This is a genomic window from Wolbachia endosymbiont of Laodelphax striatellus (assembly GCF_007115015.1).
Taxonomy (GTDB): domain Bacteria; phylum Pseudomonadota; class Alphaproteobacteria; order Rickettsiales; family Anaplasmataceae; genus Wolbachia.
Map to the genome: position 1 here is coordinate 781,735 of NZ_MUIX01000001.1, position 19,849 is coordinate 801,583.

A 19,849-nucleotide genomic window follows, 5' to 3' on the forward strand; every position below is an offset into this window, starting at 1 on the left:
GTTTTCCAGTTATAGAACCTACCACTCCAAGGTATTTCTCCTTGGGATGAGGAGGGCTTCTCCAGTTGCTTTGTATGTCCTCATTACCATGCTATCACTACCACCCCGCTGAAGTAGAACAATTGTATCAGTCGTTTTTCAACTGCCTATTCTGCTTTCGCCCATTGACCGCTGGCTCAGCCTTCAGTTCTTATCGTTTTCGAGGCCACCTATATGTTTGCTTTCGCTACGGCCTGGTAATTCGCCATTATCCTATGATAACGTTGTCGGTAGGCTTCAACATTTTGCTTTCCCTCCACATTGCTACCCTAGCTACAGGACTTCGACTTTTATCCTGGTGGGTCTACTTCCCACTGAACATACTTGCCTTCTCTGGACACACGATCATCTCCAACAACATCTAGTGGTATTCTACCACCCGCATCTCTTATATAAATATTAGCATCATGCTTGATAAGAAATTCCACCATTGCCACTTGGCAATGGAAAGACGCTAAGTGCAAAGGCACCTTACCCGTTATATCTTGCAAATTGATCTGAGCATAACGACTAAGTAGAAGCTGTCCTGCATCTTCTCTGCCATATTCAGCAGCGATGTGCAATGCAACTCTCAAATTTTCACTACTAGCAGCATTAACATTGGCGCCGTTATTAACCAAAAACCTCAATATCTTGAAGCTATTTTCTTTCACAGCAAAACTTATAGGTTTCATACCGTATTTTTCACCAATAAAAACCCTACTTTTTAAATTCATGTTCACTGCACTTCTGATACATATGTTAGCTTTTAGAAGACTATGCTCTTTTATGGCAATAAATAACTCATCTATAAAGTTCTCAGTTTTTATCCGTTCTTGCATCTCTTTCATCACATACCTCCTAAAAGACAACGTTCCCGATTTTGTATCACACAATTTGATATATACAAGTGAAATTTACAGAAAAAATTTCAATAGTTAAAAATTAGGTCTTCAGCAATCTATCACTTTAACTTTCGTACAAGACATGCTGAGCTTCCTTATTTAAATTTTTTTGCTCTTAATAAGAAGCAATCTGCTTTAGAAAAGGAAATAAGGGATAAGTTTTGTAAATACAAGCACTCGAACTCGAGTGCTTATTTTAAAGGGACTTTTGATGCATACCTTTAGATATCGTTAAATTGCTTAATGAACTTTCAGGAAATTGATAAAGTTTTTCACACTTACTAAGTGCCGTCTCGAAGTTTTTTTCTATAGTGTTAAGCTTTCTTTCTCTAATTTCTTGTATTGTGAGAAGGGAATCTTCTAGTGGCTTTGAATACTTTTTTCCTGTTAACTTTCTAACAATTACATCAGTTAGTAGAGCTGTTCCATTAAAATCAACTTGTGAAGAACCAATAGGGCTACCATCTAAGTGGTCAACAGATTGCTGTGCAGAAGGTAAAGCAGGGGCACTCTGAAATAAGCTACTGAGTGCAGCAGTTGTTGAAGTTCCCATCCAACTAAATATACTATTAATAAAAGAAGAAGGTTTTACTGCATTGCTTGCAGTGCTGCTAACTTCTTCAAAATTTTCTCTGATAAGAGTGAAGGAAGAATTCACTGTTCTACTTGCCAAGTCTGTGGTGTTACTAACTTCCAATTCCATCTTAATTGCTTTGGTAGGGGATAATGAAAGACTCGCTGTGCTACTTGCTGCATCTGGAGTATCACCAGCTTCTAACTCTAATTTAGTATTTATTCTAGCAGAAAGTAATAGTTCTGTACAATTATTTTTATGAAATCTTAATACAGCTAAGAATATTTTTTTTATGTCACAGCCATCACTGCAAAGACTTTCATAACCTGGGATAACCTCAAATGCTATTTTGCCATTTGCATTTCTAATATTAACATTAATAATGTTATTATCGAGCAGAAGATTCGCGATATCTAATCGACAATAAAAAAAGGCTAAGTGTAAAGCCGTAAAACCTTGCATTACTTGGGAATTGGTACTACTAGTACAATGATATATCATTTCTTTTATTTTTTTTTTGCTATTCATGGCAGTAACGTGCGAGTAAGGAACAAGACATCCATCACTAACAGCATTAATATTAGCATTATTTTTAAGCAAAAACCGCACTATCTCTAAGCTACCTTTATAAACAGCAAGATGTATAGGTGCCATACCATCTTTTTTACTATTAATAATCTCTTTTTCTTTATTTATATATCTTGCCTTTTTAACATATCTTTTAACTTTCTTAATATTAAGCTCATCTATAGCCGCAAATAAATTCTTTCTCAATCTCTCAAGTTTTTTCATCAAATACCTCCTAAAGAATAATGTTTCCGGCTTTATATCATGCAACTTAATATGTACAAGCAAAATTTACAGAGAAAACAATGGTTAAAATTAGGTCTTCATCAACCTATCACGTGCTGCGTTTAACTTTTGTGCAAAATATTCCGATCCTCCCTTGTCTGGATGGACCAGTTTCATTAAATTTTGGTATGCCTTATTGATTTCATTTTGGCTTGCCTCGGAATTCAGCCCCAGTATTTTTAATGCTTCATCTTTGGACATATTATCACCAGTGTAATTTTTGGTGTAACTTTTACTGCTGTTAAATTCGTTCAAAAACTTACTTAATATAGAGTTCATCATAAAACTTATGTTATTTCTCTTTGTCAAAAAGAGAAAAAATACAACAACGCTAGGTAAAACAAACGTGATTATTGTGAATATCAAAAAAAGGAAGAAGATGAATGACATGTATATTTTTTTACCATTTTATGATTAAATAGTAACAATTATAATTGTCATGGTAAATAACATGTTTATCCAGATTGAAGAAACACCAAACCCAAACACGCTGAAATTTCTTCCTGGTTTTGAAATTCTGAGCGAAGGAGAAACAGCTGATTTTTCAAATGCAGATGAAATAAAGAACTCTAAACTAGCAGTAAATCTTTTTCAAATAGAACATGTTGTAAGAGTATTTTTTGGTCATGATTTTATTTCGGTAACAAAATCAGATAGAATGAATTGGGATATAGTAAAAGTGGAAATTTTAACTACAATTATGGATCACTTTACTTCTGGTGGAAAAGCATTTGATAAAGAAGGAGTAAGTGATAATAAAATGCTAGAGGAAGAATTCTTTAATGAAAATGATATAGAAATTGTAAATAGAATAAAAGAATTGATGGAAAGTTATATTAAACCTGCAGTTGCTCAAGATGGTGGTGATATCAAGTTCCGTGGCTATAAAGACGGAATAGTTTACGTTGAACTGCAAGGAGCTTGCTCTGGGTGCCCAAGTGCTGCAATTACCTTAAAACAAGGAGTGCAGAATATGCTAAGCTATCACATACCAGAAGTTTCAGGTATAGAGACTATGCTATGACTAATCAAACAGTTAAAGGAACGAAAGATCTTCTGTTTGATGAATGGTATAAATTTAAATACATAGAGCAAACAGCAAATAGAATCTCAAGTTTATACGGCTTTTTACCTGTTCAAACTCCGATATTTGAATGCACAGAAGTCTTTACAAAGACTTTAGGTGATAGCTCAGATATCATAAATAAAGAGATGTATACTTTTATTGACAAGGGAGGAAAGAGCATAACTCTGCGTCCTGAATTCACTGCAGCTATTGTTAGGTTACTCATTGAAAAAAAACTGCAAACACCGATAAAATTATTCTCAACAGGACCTGCATTCCGCTATGAAAGACCACAAAAGGGACGACAAAGGCAATTTCATCAGATAAATTTTGAGATTTTTGGCATAGAAGATCCGAAAGCTGATATTGAATTGATATCACTTGCTCAGCATTTACTAACTGAATTTGGCATCAATGAGAATGTAAGACTGGAAATCAACTCTTTGGGTGAGAGTGAAACAACAAGTAAGTATAGAGAAGCTTTGATATCGTATTTAAAAAAGTTTCAAAATGACCTATCAGAAGATAGTCAAAATAGATTGATTAAAAACCCACTCAGAATATTAGACTCTAAGGATAAGACAGATAAAGAAATAATCTCTGACGCACCAAAAATCAGTGATTATTATACAAAAGAATCTTCATATTTCTTTGACCAGGTGTTAAATGGACTGCAAGCTCTTGGCATACCTTACACTGTAAATAGCAAATTAGTTCGAGGTCTAGACTATTATTGTCACACAGTATTTGAATTTGTCACAGAAGATTTAGGTTCACAAGGAGCAGTTTTTGCCGGTGGAAGATACGATAATCTAGTATCTTCAGTAGGTGGAAAACACACTCCAGCAATAGGATTTGCAGGAGGTATTGAACGCATAATGGAGTTAATCAATTATTCTCCAAAAGAAGAGCGACCTATTTACCTAATTCCAATTGGTGGAGAAGCTGAAGAACATGTTCTAACACTTGCAAGTGAATTACGCAGAAATGGTTTATATGTGATTTACGAATATAGTGGAACTCTAAAAACCCGAATGAAAAAAGCAAATCAAGCAAATGCAAAAGTTGTATTAATCTTTGGTGATGAAGAGCTAAGCAGTAAAACTTTAAAAATTAAAAACATGGACACGGGTGAAGAAAAAATGATTGCTCGCGATAAAATCGTAGAAAATATCTAATCAGAAGCAATAGGAGTGTTAGCTATAGAAGAAAATTCCTCTGCACAAGAATTTTTCATAGCATTTAATATATCATAATCTGTAAAATCTAATTTTATCGGTGTAACAGTAATAAAACCTCCTTTTATTTTATTTATACTACCACTGCCTGAGTGCTCTCGAGACCAATTTAAGCTCAAAGAACCATTCGAATTTTCAGTAAAAGTTAAATCCCCATCAATGTTATATTCACCTTGTTCAGCAAATTCGACCCCTTTCACTTTTTCTGTAGCAGGAAAATTTATACTCATCACTATATCTTTAGGCCAACCAACTTTCATTAGCTTGGCAATAACCTTTGGTGCAAAAACTTTTGTATTGTTCCAGTCTATTTTATCATGATAAACTTGGCTCAGCGCAATAGAAGGTATAGATCTTGCAGCACCTTCCATTGCAGCACCGATTGTGCCTGAATAACAAATATCATCTCCAACATTTGATCCAATATTTACTCCAGATAATATTAAGTCTGGTTTTTTATTCATAATTTTATTTAACGCGATAATGACACAATCTGCGGGAGTACCAGACACACTAAACTCCCTTTCGCTATACCGATTTATTTTAATAGATTGCTTCACTGGATAATCAAGAGATCTTGCAGCTCCACTCCTATCAGTATCTGGTGCCACTATCCATATTTCTGATGCAAAACTATGTGCAATCTTTTTGAGTAATCTTATTCCTTTACTTTCAAAGCCGTCATCATTTGTTATCAGTATTATCATATGCAGCACTCGACTATCGAAGTATACTAATGAGGTTTAAAGTTTCTTTTCATAACCATAACAAAGAATCTGCTACAAATCAATAAGGAAAAATTAAGAGCTACTAAGCAGCAGAAGACCTTGCATGACCTCCAAAAAATGCTTTTACTCTTTCAAGGCAAGTGGATGGTTCTGCAGGTATTGCTACCTCATCTATCTTACCAAATATTGCTGCATCTACGACTTCACCTGTGATTAATTCCCTTAGCTTTTGTTTTATCTGTCCTCTACGAATATGTTCTCCATAGTCATTATAAAACTTCACATATAACTCTTTAAATACAAATTCTTTTATAGCACTTCTCATATGAGAAATTCCATCCTTTACTTCATCATTTGCATTGCTCAAATCCACTTCAGAACCTGGCGAATATAAGTTATCAAAATTTTCTTTTAAAATTTTTATTTTAAAGTAGTGCTTATCTACAGATCTCTCAAGAAATCTTTTAGTAGCATTACCGGCCAATTCTCCTATTATCTGAGGTTCTAGTTGAGCTGCAAAATTATTTTCTGCTTCAAGTCCACTTAATGCATAAATGATACGGTTAAGCATTCCAGGACCACACTGGCGATTACTTTCCTCAAAACGAACCAGCAATATGGATTTCAACAGCTCTACATCTGCATTTTGCTTTGTTGCTGCAATTAAAACTAAATTTATGGCTTGTGTTAATGTCAGTCCGATTTTAGAATCTACCCATCTTACCCATTCTCCTTCTCTATAATTATCTACCTTCAAATAAGGTGCTATCAGTTCTTTCTGAGGATTTGTCAAACCTCTTATATAACTTTTAAATTCTTCATTCAGCTCGTTTGACGGACTACCATATTCTTCCTTTAATTTTTTGGCACACTCAATAACGCTTTGCTCAAAACTTCTAGTATGAACATTCTGATTACCAGTACCTACATCACTTACATTAAACAAAAAGCTCATTTGCTTTACACTTAAACCCAGAGGCGAGAAGAGCTTTATTAATGGATACTTTATTAACTCAAGAAGTGCTACTGGGATCAATAATATAGTATTAATAAGCACTAAACATATTCTAAGACCCAACGCTCTACTATTTGATAATGCTCTGCTAAGGATGAACAATACAAAAATGGTAATTGGATACAATATATTGAGTATATAGAAAAAAATAAAATCTTATCTTTCAACCCTATTGTCGGGTCATTATATACTTCAGAAAAAATGTTATCATCACTATTTTCATTTTTGAAAGATTGATAGCTACTTGTAATCTTTTCTGTAAAAATAGAACAGAGCTTATGCAGTCCGTAGCACAAAACACAAGTGGCAAGTAAAACTGCAAGTGTTCCAAAAACAGCTAACACCTCACTTGAAGTTTTGGCAAGAAGGAATGCATAAAGCGCATCAATAAAGATCTGAAGTAAGTAGTCAAATAAAAAAATTGCTCCAATAGCAGCACCAACTAATAGAACATACCCACAAACAACCAAAAATGTTTTTAACCTCGGATTCATAAACCACTTCTTAATAATCTATTAATATACTTCTCATTATATGCTTAAATTAAAAAAATGCAAATTTTTATACAAAAAAGATCAATTGAAATTTTCGAGCTTCAGCTATATTGTTAATATATTCAGATAAAAATTAAACATTGTCGTGTCAAATAAAATAGGCTTTTTGGCTATTTTCGCCTTGGTGATCAGTAGCCAAATCGGCTCTGGAATTTTTATGCTCCCAATTAGCCTTGCACCATACGGCGCTTATAGCCTCATAAGCTGGGTTATATCAGGATTTGGTGCTATATCTCTTGCTTTAGTTTTTGCTTCACTCTGCGCAAAATTTCCAGAAACGGGTGGTCCTCATATTTATGTGAAACATGCCTTTGGCTCTACAGCAGCTTTTTTTGTTGGCTGGACATATTGGGTAAGCTCGTGGGTAAGCTCAACAGCTGTGACAATTGCAAGTATCGGTTATTTAGCCCCGCTTTTTCATAATGATATACAAGATATACGTTTGCTTTTAGAAATAACATTAATTTTAGCTATTATGCTAATAAACTTAAGGGGAGTAACTACTGCTGGGCATGTTGAGCTTTTGCTGACCATTGTTAAAATTATTGCACTTCTCGCAATACCTATCGCAGGGTTGTTTTTCTTTGATAAAAATAATTTTATTGTAAGCGAGGAAGTATCAAACTTTACAATATCACAAACTCTTGCTCGTTCTACACTCCTTACTCTATGGTGTTTTATTGGACTTGAATCAGCAACGGCACCTGCAGGATATGTCAATAATCCCTCTAAAACAATACCAAGGGCTATAGTGCTTGGAACAGTCTGTGTTGCTGTGATATATTTCATCAATAGTCTTTCAATTATGGGATTGATAAGTTGTAATGACCTAGCTAGTTCAAAAGCACCATATGTTGATGCGATAAAAATTATGTTTCCAGGTAATTGGCATTTAATTATTTCTGTTGTTGCCTTTATCGTTTCTGTAAGTAATTTAAATGCTTGGTTTTTAGCTGATGGACAGGTCACCTTAGGCCTTGCAAAAGACAAGTTAATGCCGCAATTTTTTGGCAAAAAAAATAAGCATGATGCTCCATTATGGGGAATAATACTCAGTACTGTGGGGGTGTTAGTTTTACTTATCCTAACGTCAAACAAAAGTTTTGCTGAGCAAGTAACTTCAATAATTGATATCTCTGTGGTGTCATTTTTGTTTATCTACTTAGCATGTAGCCTTGCTTTTCTCAAAGTTAATATACAAGACAAAAGCTACTGCAAATTTTTAATTGGAGGTGTGGCTGTATCTTTTTGCTGTTGGATAATATACGAGACTTCTATAAAAACATTGTTAATATCAAGTCTATTCCCTTTAAGCGGAACACTTATTTATCTACTTTGGTATCATAAACTAAAAACTTAACTTAAATTTTTTATTTGCTAAAATTCTTAAGCTATACTACTGGCTTACATTAATAGAATTAAGAGGTATTGTGTCAAATAAAATAGGTTTTTGGGCTGTTTTTGCTTTAGTCATTAGTAGTCAGATCGGCTCTGGGGTTTTTATGCTTCCAATTAGCCTTGCTCCATATGGCGCTTATAGCCTTATAAGCTGGATGATATCAGGAGCTGGTGCTGTGTCTCTTGCGCTAGTTTTTGCTACGCTATGTGCAAAGTTTCCAGAAACAGGAGGTCCTCACGTTTATGTGAAACATACTTTTGGTCCTGCTGCAGCGTTCTTTGTTGGTTGGACGTATTGGGTAATCTCATGGGTTAGTACAACAGCTTTAATAGTTGTGGGTGTTGGCTATCTTACACCATTTTTCCACGAGGATATCCAAAGCATGCGTTTATTTTTAGAGCTATTGTTATTTACAATTATTACATTAATAAATTTAAGGGGAATAGCTACTGCAGGGCGCGTTGAGTTTCTACTCACAGGTGTGAAGGTTGCTGTATTGCTTGCAATACCTGTAGCAGCATTATTTTTTTTCGATAGAAATAATTTTATCATAAGTGAAGAAATATCAAGTCTTACAACATCGCAAATTCTCGCTCGTTCTACGCTCTTGACTTTATGGTGTTTTATTGGACTTGAATTGGCAACAGCACCTGCAGGGTCAGTTGATAATCCAGCTAAAACTATACCAAAAGCTGTAGTGCTTGGAACAATTTGTGTTGCTGTTATATATTTCATCAACAATTTTGCGATTATGGGGTTGATCAATGGCAATAATTTAGCAAGTTCAAGAGCACCATATGTTGATGCGATAAAAATTATGTTCTCTGGTAATTGGCATTTAATTATTTCTATAGTTGCATTCATTTTTTGTATCGGTAGTCTAAATGCTTGGGTTTTATCTAGTGGACAAGTTGCTTTTGGTCTTGCAGAAGATAGACTTATGCCAAAATTCTTTGCTAAAAGGAACAAGCATGGCTCTCCTTTTTGGGGAATAACAGTTAGTTCAATTGGAACTGCAATTTTACTAATTCTCACTTCAAACAACAATTTTGCCCAGCAGATTACGTCGATTATTGACTTTTCTGTAATTTCATTTTTGTTCGTTTATCTTGCGTGCTGTTTTGCTTTTCTAAAGGTTATTATACAGGAGAGGAGTTATTATAAGCTTTTAATTGGTAGCATAGCAACAACCTTTTGTTGTTGGGTAATATTAGAAACCCCTGTAGGTACTCTGCTGATTTCGAGCCTTTTCACTGCAAGTGGCATACCCATTTATTTATTTTGGTACTGCAAAACTTCTGTGCAACAAATTCAGTAGTGAGAGATACACTTTAAATGGTTAATATTTATGGGCCAAGATTTTTTTTCTCTTTATCTACTTGTTCAATATTACCATTCTCAAGTTTACTACCTACTTCTTCTGTGCGTTTATTATCTATGTAGATCTCATTTTTTGCTTTATTAGAAAGACCTATTTGCGATTGCAGTTTTTTATACTCTTCTTTTTCAGGCGTGAAAATTTTCACTAAAAATCTTCCTATTATTGGTATTGAACTTAAAAAATCTCTTAATCCAAAAGATTCTTGCTTCTTGTTTGAAAGATGCTGGTCTATCTTAGAAATTTTCACACCATACTTTTTATCATCAAAATTTATCGCTGGCTTGCTTTTTTTCGAAAGAACATTTTGAATCTCTAATCTATTGACTTTTTCAGGCTTTTGAAATTCAGATACTGCAGGTTTGACCTTAGTGTCATCATGTTTTTTACTCATTTCATTCTACCATGCAATATTACTAGTATCTTATAATTATAACTAAATTATGGTTAATTGCAAGGTAAAAATATTAAAGTAATTGTAAATTTTATCAGTAAAAATATAATATAGCTTTAAAATCAAAGGTTTATTTATATGGGATGTAAGATTGCAGTTATTGGAGCAACAGGAAGAGTAGGGCGTGAGGTATTAAGCACGCTTGCCGAGTTTCAAGACGAAGGAAAAATTTCAATAGATTCTGTTGTTGCTTTTGCATCGAAAAAATCAAAGGGAAAAAAGGTGAGTTTTGGTGACAAAGAGTTAACAGTTTTATGCCTTGAGGATTATGATTTCGTTGGAACTAATATAGCCATTTTCTGTGCAGAATCTCATGTTTCTGAGAGATACGTACCAATTGCAACTGAGGCTGGGTGCGTTGTGATAGATAACACTTCCTATTTTAGGATGAAAGAAGGCGTGCCACTAGTTATTCCAGAGATCAACAAAGATAAAATTACGGAATATAAAAACCATAACATAATATCTAATCCAAACTGTACTACAATACAAATGTTGCTGGCATTACATTTATTACACAAAAAAGCAAAAATAAAGAGAATCGTTGCTTCAACTTATCAATCAACTTCTGGTGTAGGTAAAGCAGCAATGGATGAGCTTTACAATCAGACAAAAAAAATCTTTATGAATGAAGCTAAAAAACCTGAAATATTTCCTAAGCAAATAGCATTTAATTGCATTCCTCATATAGGAGAGTTCATGGAAGATGGTTCTACAAAAGAGGAGTGGAAAATGCAAGAGGAGACAAAAAAAATTTTAGAAGAGGATATAAAAGTAACTGCAACTTGTGTACGAGTACCTGTTCTTGTTGGTCATGCTATAGCAGTAAATGTAGAATTTGATCAGCATATAACTGAAGAAGAAGCTCGTGAAATGCTCAGTGAAGACGATGGAGTTTTAGTACAAGATAAGCGCGAAGATGGTGGATATATGACTCAGATTGATGTTGTGCAAGAGGATGCCGTATACATATCGCGTATTAGACAAGACGATACCGTTAAACACGGATTAAATATGTGGATAGTAGCTGACAATCTACGCAAAGGTGCAGCACTAAATATAGTGCAGATCTTGGAGATCTTGATCAAAGAGCATTTATAGCTCAATAACTTAAATCTATATTGACATGTCCCATTTTACGCTTGTCCCTAACCTCTTTTTTCCCATATATGGTTAAACTGGCTTTTTCGTTGCTCAAATATTTGTGAGAATTATATATATCATTACCTATTATATTTTTTGTCATGCAAGGAAAGCGTAATACTACTTCCTGCATAGATAACCCGCATATTATCCTAACTAGCTGCTCGAATTGACTAACGTTGCATGCATCCAAGCTCCAGTGGCAAGAATTGTGGGGTCTTGGGGCCAGTTCATTAACTAGTAATTCATGATTTTGAGTGATGAAAAATTCAATAGCTAGAATTCCTACTACATCAAGCGCAGTTGCTATTTTCTCTGCAGTTTTTTGTACCTCTTGGGCTAATTTATTATCTATTTTAGCTGGTGCTATTGAAGTATTAAGTATTCCGTCAACGTGGTGATTCTCTGCTATAGGAAAAAAAGCTACTTTACCGTTTTTATCTCTTGCAACGACTATTGAAACCTCTTTCAGTAAATCAACACTTGCTTCAAGAATGTACTCTTTATTCCAATCGAAAGAAGCAAATTGCTTCAGTTCAGAATCATTTTCAATCACATATTGTCCTTTTCCATCATAACCCATTTCTGTTGTTTTTAGCCTCACTGGATAGCTAAAAGTTTCACTACTTTCTAGTAGCTGATTATAATTTTGTATACTTTTGTAATCAGCAGTTTTTATGCTTAAATCTCTAATAAAATCTTTCTCTCTCAGCCTATTTTGCGAAATGTGTAACGCCTTTTTACCTGGATAAAAATCTGTATGCTGCGACACAATATCAATTGCACTACATGGAATATTTTCAGACTCAATAGTGACTAAATCCACACTCTGTGCAAAAGATTCAAGTGCCCTCTTATCACAGAAGTCTGCTATTGTTAAATCATCAGCAACAGAACAAGCTGGATCGTTTTTAGTACTGGCAAAAATATGCGTTTTGTGCCCAAGTTTTATTGCAGCGATAGCAGTCATTTTACCTAATTGCCCACTTCCTATTATTCCTATCACTTTTTTATCCAGTGGATCTGTTTTGTTCATCATGTAGATTAATATTTCCTAGTTAGAGTACTATAATATGCTTGGAAAATCTATGAAAAAAGTGTATAATTGAAGTGTGTTAAATTTTTATCATGAACACTTTACGATGACCATGAAATACACACTTATTACTAATTCTGTTGAAGTTACAGTTTTGCCAATTTACATTGAAGAGCAATCCATTCCTTATGAAAATTGTTACGTATGGATGTATAATGTTAAGATAAAAAACAAAAGCTCATCAACCATTCAATTATTAAGTCGCTATTGGCAAATAATAGATCATAAGGGCAAAATAAATGAAATTGCCGGAGTTGGTGTTATTGGAGAACAACCTGTAATAAAATCTGGAGAGGTATTCAAATATACAAGTGGAACATACTTAAATACACCATCAGGAATAATGCAGGGTAAATATGAATTTCTGAACGAAGAGAGCATAAAAACCTTTGATGTTATGGTACCACCCTTTTCCTTAGATAGTCCATACGTTAACGCTAGACCTCATTGATCATCAAGATAGTGTATTTGTTTAAGTGCATCTGAAACCAGTGCTTCTTGTTTTGTCATTTGAGCTTCCATAATGTCATCCGAGTAGCTGATACTGAGATCCAACTAAGTTGATAAACACGAAAGCACCGACCATTTGCTTCTATAGTTGTCTTTTTTCATCTATCTTATTTTGTTACTCTGCTGAACAGATGCAAAATAGTTTATTTTTGATTCTTATCATCAAGTGTGAATAAGATTATTGTAGAGGTTAAACCTATAATAACTATCATTAACGAAAATGGGGCAGCTTCTCTGTAACGCTCATCGCTGACAAGTTCATATATTCTAGTTGATATAGTTTCAAAATTAAATGGTCTGATAATTAGTGTTGCCGTGAGTTCTTTTACCGTATCCATAAACACGAGCAGAAATCCCGATAGTATACTTTTCTTGATAAGGGGAATATGAATATTCAGGCACGTGGAAATAGGCCCATGACCCATAGTATATGCAGTCCATTCAATTTCATTTGGTGTTTTTTTGAGTCCCGACTCTATCGCCTTGAAAGATATAGCAAAAAAACGAAATAAATATGAGTAAACTAATGCGCCAATAGTTCCTACCAAGCTAATTTCTACAATATATTGAGTAATGAAAGAAGATATTCTGCTTAAAAACATTATTATGCTAATTGCAATAATTGCATTTGGAATTGCATATCCAAGAGAAATGAGACGTGCTATATTGCTTATTACCTTATTTTTACGTGCTGTATATCCAATAATTATTGCAATGCTGATCGAGATTAGCGCGGTAATAAATGATAAACTAATACTGTTTGTTATTATATTGTAAAATCTTGCTTCGTATATGAAAAAGCCTTTCTCTATGCTCCAATATATAAGTGGAATCATTGGTAAAATAAAGCCTATTAATATCGGCAATAAACACATAAGATAAGAAAAGATCAACGATATAGAACCGTTTATACTACGTTTATTGTGATAATCTGCATTAGTATTGATTGAAGAGTAAGATATTTCTCTTTTTTGTAGTTTTTTCTCGATAACTATTAGTGTTGCAACGAAAATCAGTTCTGCAACTGCCAAAACAGTAGTTGAATATTTGTCATGCAATAAAAACCAAGTACGGTATATTCCTGTCGTGAAAGTATCGATAGCAAGAAACTGTGGTGTGCCGAAATCTGTAATTACTTCCATTAGTACCAAGGATAACCCAGCTATAATTGATGGACGTATGGAGGGTATGATGACAGAAAACAGACTCTGTAATGAGGAGAACCCAAGTGTTGATGCAATAGTGACTGAGTTACTAACGCTCTTTAGACTTGAGCGGACCAACATATAAACGTATGGATATAGACTAAATCCCATTACTAGTATTCCACCACCTAGGGATTTGATCTCGGGAAACCAATAGTCACCTCTGCCCAATTGAAAAGTATCTCTTAACAAGCTCTGAATCGGACCTGAAAACTCTAGCGTATTTACATAAACAAACGATACTATATATCCAGGAATTGATATCGGAAAGAATAAGGCAATCTCAAAAATTCTACTTCCGGGAAACGAAAAAAATGTAGTAAGCCAAGCTGGAATTACTCCAAATATAAAGGATATTAACCCTACTCCTACCATCAAAATTAACGTATTGAGTATATATTCAGGAAAAAGTCTACTAATTACCCATCCAGAGTTTGCTGATTCTGTAAATAGAATCGATATTAACGATAGTATAGGGCAGACAAATAATACACTTACTAAAAACAAGAATATATTTTTAAATACTCTCAGAAACATTAACTTGAATCTATATTTGATATTAAAATGTTATATGCAAAAACTAAAGATATCCAGTAATTAACAGCCGTCCTATTGAATATCTTCATAATTTTATATATTATGTTTTAAATCGATAAACTAATTAATTATGAGTTTTGTCATTGCAACTTTCTATCATTTTGTAAAACTCTCTAATTATTATGACATGAAAGATGAAATAAAAGTTGCATGCGACAATGTCGAATTAAAGGGTACTATACTCCTTGCAGAAGAGGGTATTAATGCAACCGTATCTGGTGAAAGAAACGCGATTGATAAAATATTCGATTTTCTACGTTCTGATTATAGACTAAGGGACCTTACATGGAAAGAGAGTGCAGCAGAATATCAACCATTTAGTAAGATGAAAGTGAGATTAAAAAGAGAAATTGTGAATCTTGGTGTAAGTAATCTCGATACTTCCGTTAGAGGTCAGTACATTGATCCAGATTATTGGGATGATTTTATCTCTCAACCTGATGTTTTAGTGATAGACACACGAAATGATTACGAAGTAAAACTAGGCAAGTTTAAAAATGCAATCAATCCACATACTCAGCGTTTTCGAGATTTTCCTCAGTGGGCAGAGTCTTTCTCTGAGAGTAAAGATCTGAAAGTGGCTATGTACTGCACTGGTGGAATCAGATGTGAGAAATCTACAGCATATATGAAAAGCCTTGGATTTAAAGATGTTTACCATCTTAAAGGCGGTATTCTTTCCTATCTTGAAAAAACTGGTAATAAAAGTGGTAATTGGGAAGGCGAGTGTTTTGTTTTTGATGATAGAATTGCTGTTGATCACTCACTCGCCCCAAGTGATAAAATAAAATGCATATTCTGCTCAAGTAAAGTTTCAACTGATGAGCTGAAATCAGTTCCACGTGGCCAAGTGGTTTGCTCTGATTGTAAATCTTTAAGTATTGAAAGAAATTCAAAATATAACATGAACCTTTAACAACTTCTTTCTCTTTGCATATTTGTAACCTTAATTTTGTCAAGGCATTTACCTGAGACATAGCCTGCTCCAGCTCCAAGTAACGCACCAACTACAGCAAATGCAATCAACACCACACCATAAACGCCGATAAGAGCTAAAGTTTCTTGCCCTAAATAACATGCTGCAACTAGACCAGCAACTAAACCGATTGCTGCACCTATACACCTAAGTTTCATATTATTACTAATATTTCTACCTTTTCTATATTGTATAGATTGTATACTATGATCAGTATCATCATCTTCAAAAGCAAATTCTTTGATATCGTCTCTTGTTTTTAAACAATCGATAAGCTCACCTATTGTGTTGTTAGGAAAATTATGTAAATTTATAACGCCATTTTTTATAGATTGTTCAGGTATCATTTTATTTTTCCATACTATTAGAATATGTTTTTACTACACTGATTATCTTAATAATTGGTAAATTCCCATACAATAATAAGTAGATAATCTTACTACTATAGGTGGGACTAAAGCGCTATAAGAACCTGTTTAAAATCTTCTTAATAGGAGAGAAACGAAGGAGAGAACAATCACCTGTAGGCTAGTATTAAGTTTACGCTCACAATTTTTCCACAATCGTCTACATTTTTCTAACCAAGCAAAAGAGCGTTCGACAACCCATCTCTTTGGAAGCACAACAAAAGAATATAACTCACTGCGCTTTATAACCTCAACAGTTGCACCGATAATATCTTTTATTTGAGTTGCAAATTTTTCTCCGGTGTAACCTGCATCAACAAGTACATTTTTGACCTCAGAGAGATTTTCTTGCGCACTTTCAACCATTTTCATAGCACTGCTGCGATCAGTTGTGTCTGCTGTTGTTACATAAATTGCATGTGGTAAACCCTGCGTATCAACTGCAATATGGCGTTTTATGCCTGAAATCTTTTTACCAGCATCATAGCCTTTACTTTCAGCGGTATCTGTATTTTTAACACTTTGGGCATCAATTATACAGAAACTGGTTTTCTCTTTTCGACCATTGTTGCTCTCCAACTAATTTTTTTAACTAGTAAACTTGATTCCTCTCCATTCTTTTTATTCCAAGCTTGAAAATAGTAATATATAACTTGGAAAGTTCTTTGGTCTACTGGCAGCCACTTTTTAGGACGTATAGCACTCCATAAAACACATGATATAAGTCAAGTTTTCTTGGTTTTGTTCTTTTTCTACTATTTTCTAAAATTGCTCTGATTTTTTCAAATTGCTTTCGACTTATATCACTTGTTTTGAATAGATATACCTCTTTCTTAAATCTATGCCTATTTTACCTCATCTCTCCAAGATTCTTAACAGGTTCTTAGGCAAAGCTACTATCCAATGCTTTTAAATTGCTGCAAGATTCTACAATCAATTTGCAGGGTATTTTAAATAAAGCCATTGTACATTCTTTTCATAAATTCTACTGCTTCTTTAGTAAACCTGAAATCTAAACCCTGTTTCGTTATTATCACAGATTCTTCATTTAATAATTGGCACATTATATCTATGATTCAGTTTGTAACCCCTATATTACCCAAAATTATAGCTTTTATGAATCATCAATTACTCAATTTTCTTTTCCTTTTCTGTTTCAATTATTTGCCATTTCATTGAAAAATTTGTTGAGGTAATTTGATAAGCAAGTTATTTTATTCATCATTAGTTCTCTCACTAAAATATATCCGAGAGAATTTTATATCTTCTTATCCTATCTTCTTCATACCTTTATTTCCTTAACTTGATGCCTATCCTTTTTTAAACGTTCCCGAATAGATCCCTACTTTTCCATTTTTAATCTAACACACATCTCAGTAATTATAATATCCAATTTTTGATCGTGTTTTTCCACAGGTAAATTTTTACAATATTGCTTCTCATAGGCTACACCTATAAATATTTTTCCAAGTGGCCGTAATTTTTTTATCATTGTATCATACCAACCACCGCCAAAACCTAACCTATTAAAATGATCATCAAAAGCAATAACAGGAGTAATGATTGTATCGGGGATTATATCTTCATCTGCTTTATTCCATTCCTCAAATTTTAATAACTTATTTTTATTAGGAATTGCTATTTTATAGTCTAAATCAAGCAAACGATGCATCAAAGGCACAACATTAATTTCTCCGTCTGTTGGAATGTACGCTGCTATTGTTTTACCTTTAACGCAACTTAAGTTTTGACTAAAAAGATTAATAAGAGAATTTGCTGCATAATTAGAATAACTTTCATCAATATCTTTTCTTATGGTTCTATATTGCTTCCTTAGCTCCTCTTTGTGCTGTTTAGTGTCTTTGAACATGTTCTATCCATTTTGCAGTGAGCTTTTCTTGTAAACTATTTTGCTTCAAGCGCTCACTTAAAAAATCAAAGTCAACAAGCTCCATATCCTGGTCTTGATTACTGCAACTATAAACAAAACTTATTTCTCCTGTTTCCTTATTTATGTGTTGCTGAATACATTGAGCGCAGATTTCTTTCATCATGCACTGCATAGGAGAGTTAACAGATGATATTGCTACGTGATTTGGTTTTAGGTATGGTTTTAAAATTGTTTTTCTAGCTTCATTTATAGCTTTCATCATTTTATCAGAACCAATAGTGATGATTTTATCTATAGTGTTTAAACTAATAGTAATTTTACCTAACTTTCCTTGCTGATATGAGATTATTGCATCAACTATATTACCATGAAAGGATTTATCCTGTTCTCTGCTTGTTTCTATCAATCTTTCTTCACATGCCCAAACTGTCACGTTTGATGCACGTTCTATCAGTGCTCGTTTAAATACATCACTTAATTTCTTATAGCCAGCGAAATATAAAACCTTATGATTGTTTTCAAGACAAGCTTTGCCTATCGAAAATAACACTGCATTTCCAACTCCACCGCCAATGAGCATTATATTCTTCATAAACTTTTTATGGAGTAGAAAACCTCTCTAACTTCAATTAAACTGATAACTAACAGCTGCATTTTTACGCATATTATCCAATAACAGGTTGCTTTGTATCATAATCTTTTGTTGATACATTTCCTGTTTGATTGCTTCTATATCCATTGCATTATTTTTGATATCACATAACATCATCAACTTTGCAGTGCTATTTTCTCTTAATTCTACTATTTCATTCATATTTGTTTTACTAAATAAAATCTGTAAATCAGGATTTAAATTTCGCATTTTTATTTCAAACTCTTTTACGCTTGGCAACTTGAAATCATCTGCTAACTTTTCAAAATTTAAACAACTGACCTTTTGCTCCTTAAAATTAGAGAGTAAACTTTCTGAACCTTCAACTACAACCTGTTTCAGTTTTAAAGTACTTTTCAGCAGTGTATGATCGAGCTGTACCTTATCTATGACTTTTATAACAGAGTAACCTTCGCTTAAACTAACCGGACCTGCTACATCACTGATTTCTAATCTTTCCAAAACGTCCTTGAGAGTACCTTTTAGCTGACTTAAATTAACTGTTGCTTTGCGCATCTTTATTGAAGATTCTGGATTATTACTGGTACGTAATTTTTTTATTAAGTCTTCAGCCATCTTCTGATCAGGAATTACAAACTCCTGAAACGTAATAAGGTAATCAGACTTCTCTTTTTGCTTTCTTGCATCATCCACTTCTTGATCGCTGATATTAATAAGCGGTACAACTCCTACTTCAATAATCTTGTTCCACAGTAGCTGACACTTTACTTGTTTTTTTAGGGTATTGAGATCTATATTATGCTTTTTTACGTATTGATCAACTTCATCAGCCTTAAGTTTTAAACTTTGAGTTAAGAATAACGTGACAGCATTATTTAACTCCTCGTTACTCAATTCTATATTCATCTTCTGTGCTTCGCTGACAATGATAATTTCGTCTATTAACTGTCTTAGAATTTGAGATTTTACCTCTTTTTGATTAATCTTCTGAGTGCCAAGCAATGAATTTATGAAGTTTATACGTCTTTCGATATCTAAATTTGAAATTGGCTCACCATTTACATCTGCAACAATTTCAATCTCAGTTGCAAGTAACCTAAGCGGCAGCATTATTAATATCAAAATTAGTATTTTATGCATATAAAATTATTTAGCTAATAACTAATTCTATAATAAATACTGAATAAACGCTAGCTAACTTTTTAATAATTAAAAAAGAGGGTAAAATTA

The 19,849-nt window shown here is 33.6% G+C and carries 20 protein-coding genes and 2 pseudogenes; 7 read left to right on the forward strand and 15 right to left on the reverse strand.

Going from position 1 to position 19,849, the window contains the following annotated elements; genetic code table 11:
* Positions 1-329: 329 nt before the first annotated feature.
* The 3 genes from BVG17_RS03585 to BVG17_RS03595 form a co-directional block, all read right to left on the reverse strand.
* On the reverse strand, positions 330-869 hold the full coding sequence (locus BVG17_RS03585) for an ankyrin repeat domain-containing protein (RefSeq protein WP_241654152.1): 540 nt from the start codon (positions 867-869) through the stop codon (positions 330-332).
* A gap of 250 nt (positions 870-1,119) precedes the next feature.
* Positions 1,120-2,289 carry an ankyrin repeat domain-containing protein gene (locus BVG17_RS03590; protein WP_063630776.1) on the reverse strand — a complete coding sequence of 390 codons (1,170 nt, stop codon included), beginning with the start codon at positions 2,287-2,289 and terminating at the stop codon, positions 1,120-1,122.
* A gap of 90 nt (positions 2,290-2,379) precedes the next feature.
* Positions 2,380-2,658, reverse strand: a complete 279-nt coding sequence (locus BVG17_RS03595; RefSeq protein WP_241654153.1) for a J domain-containing protein — start codon at positions 2,656-2,658, stop codon at positions 2,380-2,382.
* Between the two features lie 142 nt (positions 2,659-2,800).
* Here BVG17_RS03595 and BVG17_RS03600 point away from each other — a divergent pair, with 142 nt between their 5' ends.
* On the forward strand, positions 2,801-3,373 hold the full coding sequence (locus BVG17_RS03600) for a NifU family protein (RefSeq protein ID WP_006015115.1): 573 nt from the start codon (positions 2,801-2,803) through the stop codon (positions 3,371-3,373).
* Positions 3,370-4,593: a histidine--tRNA ligase gene (gene hisS, locus BVG17_RS03605; protein WP_063630774.1), complete on the forward strand. Its 1,224-nt coding sequence runs from the start codon at positions 3,370-3,372 to the stop codon at positions 4,591-4,593. Before BVG17_RS03600 ends, hisS begins: the two co-directional genes overlap by 4 nt.
* Here hisS and surE read toward each other — a convergent pair.
* The 3 genes from surE to BVG17_RS09530 all read right to left on the reverse strand — a co-directional run bounded on the left by surE (position 4,590) and on the right by BVG17_RS09530 (position 6,890).
* Positions 4,590-5,360, reverse strand: coding sequence for a 5'/3'-nucleotidase SurE (gene surE / locus BVG17_RS03610; protein ID WP_063630773.1), 771 nt, complete (start codon positions 5,358-5,360; stop codon positions 4,590-4,592). The two genes, hisS and surE, sit on opposite strands and share 4 nt — an antisense overlap.
* Positions 5,361-5,463: 103 nt before the next feature.
* The gene (locus BVG17_RS03615) at positions 5,464-6,417 is read right to left on the reverse strand and encodes a hypothetical protein (RefSeq protein WP_241654154.1); all 954 of its coding nucleotides are present in this window, start codon (positions 6,415-6,417) and stop codon (positions 5,464-5,466) included.
* 20 nt (positions 6,418-6,437) lie between these two features.
* Entirely contained in the window at positions 6,438-6,890 is a 453-nt protein-coding gene (locus tag BVG17_RS09530) for a hypothetical protein (RefSeq protein ID WP_241654155.1), read from the reverse strand.
* A gap of 145 nt (positions 6,891-7,035) precedes the next feature.
* Here BVG17_RS09530 and BVG17_RS03620 point away from each other — a divergent pair, with 145 nt between their 5' ends.
* On the forward strand, positions 7,036-8,310 hold the full coding sequence (locus BVG17_RS03620) for an APC family permease (RefSeq protein WP_063630770.1): 1,275 nt from the start codon (positions 7,036-7,038) through the stop codon (positions 8,308-8,310).
* 70 nt (positions 8,311-8,380) lie between these two features.
* Complete coding sequence (locus tag BVG17_RS03625) at positions 8,381-9,667, forward strand: APC family permease (RefSeq protein ID WP_063630769.1); 1,287 nt, start codon at positions 8,381-8,383, stop codon at positions 9,665-9,667.
* Between the two features lie 28 nt (positions 9,668-9,695).
* Here the strand turns inward: BVG17_RS03625 and BVG17_RS03630 are convergent, their stop codons facing one another.
* Positions 9,696-10,121: a hypothetical protein gene (locus tag BVG17_RS03630; protein WP_015587974.1), complete on the reverse strand. Its 426-nt coding sequence runs from the start codon at positions 10,119-10,121 to the stop codon at positions 9,696-9,698.
* A 138-nt stretch (positions 10,122-10,259) separates the two neighbouring features.
* On the opposite strand from BVG17_RS03630, the gene BVG17_RS03635 reads away from it, so the two are divergent.
* A complete protein-coding gene (locus BVG17_RS03635) occupies positions 10,260-11,282 on the forward strand; it encodes an aspartate-semialdehyde dehydrogenase (RefSeq protein ID WP_063630768.1) in 1,023 nt (340 codons plus the stop codon).
* A gap of 1 nt (position 11,283) precedes the next feature.
* On the opposite strand, the gene BVG17_RS03640 is transcribed toward BVG17_RS03635, so the two are convergent.
* Positions 11,284-12,360, reverse strand: coding sequence for a 5-(carboxyamino)imidazole ribonucleotide synthase (locus BVG17_RS03640; protein ID WP_017532205.1), 1,077 nt, complete (start codon positions 12,358-12,360; stop codon positions 11,284-11,286).
* A gap of 106 nt (positions 12,361-12,466) precedes the next feature.
* Between BVG17_RS03640 and apaG the strand changes: the two genes are divergently transcribed.
* A complete protein-coding gene (gene apaG / locus BVG17_RS03645; RefSeq protein WP_063630767.1) occupies positions 12,467-12,871 on the forward strand; it encodes a Co2+/Mg2+ efflux protein ApaG in 405 nt (134 codons plus the stop codon).
* A 202-nt stretch (positions 12,872-13,073) separates the two neighbouring features.
* Here apaG and BVG17_RS03650 read toward each other — a convergent pair whose 3' ends face one another.
* Entirely contained in the window at positions 13,074-14,672 is a 1,599-nt protein-coding gene (locus tag BVG17_RS03650; RefSeq protein ID WP_063630766.1) for an ABC transporter permease, read from the reverse strand.
* Positions 14,673-14,802: 130 nt separating this feature from the next.
* On the opposite strand from BVG17_RS03650, the gene trhO reads away from it, so the two are divergent.
* Positions 14,803-15,648: an oxygen-dependent tRNA uridine(34) hydroxylase TrhO gene (trhO, locus tag BVG17_RS03655; protein WP_063630765.1), complete on the forward strand. Its 846-nt coding sequence runs from the start codon at positions 14,803-14,805 to the stop codon at positions 15,646-15,648.
* On the opposite strand, the gene BVG17_RS03660 is transcribed toward trhO, so the two are convergent.
* The 6 genes and pseudogenes from BVG17_RS03660 to BVG17_RS03680 all read right to left on the reverse strand — a co-directional run bounded on the left by BVG17_RS03660 (position 15,645) and on the right by BVG17_RS03680 (position 19,759).
* On the reverse strand, positions 15,645-16,055 hold the full coding sequence (locus tag BVG17_RS03660; protein WP_063630764.1) for a DUF1109 domain-containing protein: 411 nt from the start codon (positions 16,053-16,055) through the stop codon (positions 15,645-15,647). The two genes, trhO and BVG17_RS03660, sit on opposite strands and share 4 nt — an antisense overlap.
* Before the next feature lie 129 nt (positions 16,056-16,184).
* A pseudogene (locus tag BVG17_RS03665) lies at positions 16,185-16,917 on the reverse strand (IS5 family transposase).
* Between the two features lie 151 nt (positions 16,918-17,068).
* Positions 17,069-17,337, reverse strand: a pseudogene (locus tag BVG17_RS09535) (IS4 family transposase); the annotation flags it as partial.
* A gap of 120 nt (positions 17,338-17,457) precedes the next feature.
* On the reverse strand, positions 17,458-17,985 hold the full coding sequence (locus BVG17_RS03670) for a 5-formyltetrahydrofolate cyclo-ligase (RefSeq protein WP_063630762.1): 528 nt from the start codon (positions 17,983-17,985) through the stop codon (positions 17,458-17,460).
* Entirely contained in the window at positions 17,969-18,598 is a 630-nt protein-coding gene (locus BVG17_RS03675; RefSeq protein ID WP_017532354.1) for a ferredoxin reductase domain-containing protein, read from the reverse strand. Before BVG17_RS03675 ends, BVG17_RS03670 begins: the two co-directional genes overlap by 17 nt.
* A 33-nt stretch (positions 18,599-18,631) precedes the next feature.
* Positions 18,632-19,759 (reverse strand): SurA N-terminal domain-containing protein, encoded by a 1,128-nt coding sequence (locus BVG17_RS03680; protein WP_063630761.1) that lies wholly within the window; start codon positions 19,757-19,759, stop codon positions 18,632-18,634.
* Positions 19,760-19,849: the final 90 nt, after the last annotated feature.

Bases quoted from the DNA above. Each gene is read 5' to 3' on its own strand.
- BVG17_RS03585 (WP_241654152.1), bottom strand. From the start codon at position 869: ATGAAAGAGATGCAAGAACGGATAAAAACTGAGAACTTTATAGATGAG.
- BVG17_RS03590 (WP_063630776.1), bottom strand. From the start codon at position 2,289: ATGAAAAAACTTGAGAGATTGAGAAAGAATTTATTTGCGGCTATAGAT.
- BVG17_RS03600 (WP_006015115.1), top strand. From the start codon at position 2,801: ATGTTTATCCAGATTGAAGAAACACCAAACCCAAACACGCTGAAATTT.
- hisS (WP_063630774.1), top strand. From the start codon at position 3,370: ATGACTAATCAAACAGTTAAAGGAACGAAAGATCTTCTGTTTGATGAA.
- surE (WP_063630773.1), bottom strand. From the start codon at position 5,360: ATGATAATACTGATAACAAATGATGACGGCTTTGAAAGTAAAGGAATA.
- BVG17_RS09530 (WP_241654155.1), bottom strand. From the start codon at position 6,890: ATGAATCCGAGGTTAAAAACATTTTTGGTTGTTTGTGGGTATGTTCTA.
- BVG17_RS03630 (WP_015587974.1), bottom strand. From the start codon at position 10,121: ATGAGTAAAAAACATGATGACACTAAGGTCAAACCTGCAGTATCTGAA.
- BVG17_RS03635 (WP_063630768.1), top strand. From the start codon at position 10,260: ATGGGATGTAAGATTGCAGTTATTGGAGCAACAGGAAGAGTAGGGCGT.
- BVG17_RS03640 (WP_017532205.1), bottom strand. From the start codon at position 12,360: ATGAACAAAACAGATCCACTGGATAAAAAAGTGATAGGAATAATAGGA.
- apaG (WP_063630767.1), top strand. From the start codon at position 12,467: ATGACCATGAAATACACACTTATTACTAATTCTGTTGAAGTTACAGTT.
- BVG17_RS03650 (WP_063630766.1), bottom strand. From the start codon at position 14,672: ATGTTTCTGAGAGTATTTAAAAATATATTCTTGTTTTTAGTAAGTGTA.
- trhO (WP_063630765.1), top strand. From the start codon at position 14,803: ATGAGTTTTGTCATTGCAACTTTCTATCATTTTGTAAAACTCTCTAAT.
- BVG17_RS03660 (WP_063630764.1), bottom strand. From the start codon at position 16,055: ATGATACCTGAACAATCTATAAAAAATGGCGTTATAAATTTACATAAT.
- BVG17_RS03670 (WP_063630762.1), bottom strand. From the start codon at position 17,985: ATGTTCAAAGACACTAAACAGCACAAAGAGGAGCTAAGGAAGCAATAT.
- BVG17_RS03675 (WP_017532354.1), bottom strand. From the start codon at position 18,598: ATGAAGAATATAATGCTCATTGGCGGTGGAGTTGGAAATGCAGTGTTA.
- BVG17_RS03680 (WP_063630761.1), bottom strand. From the start codon at position 19,759: ATGCATAAAATACTAATTTTGATATTAATAATGCTGCCGCTTAGGTTA.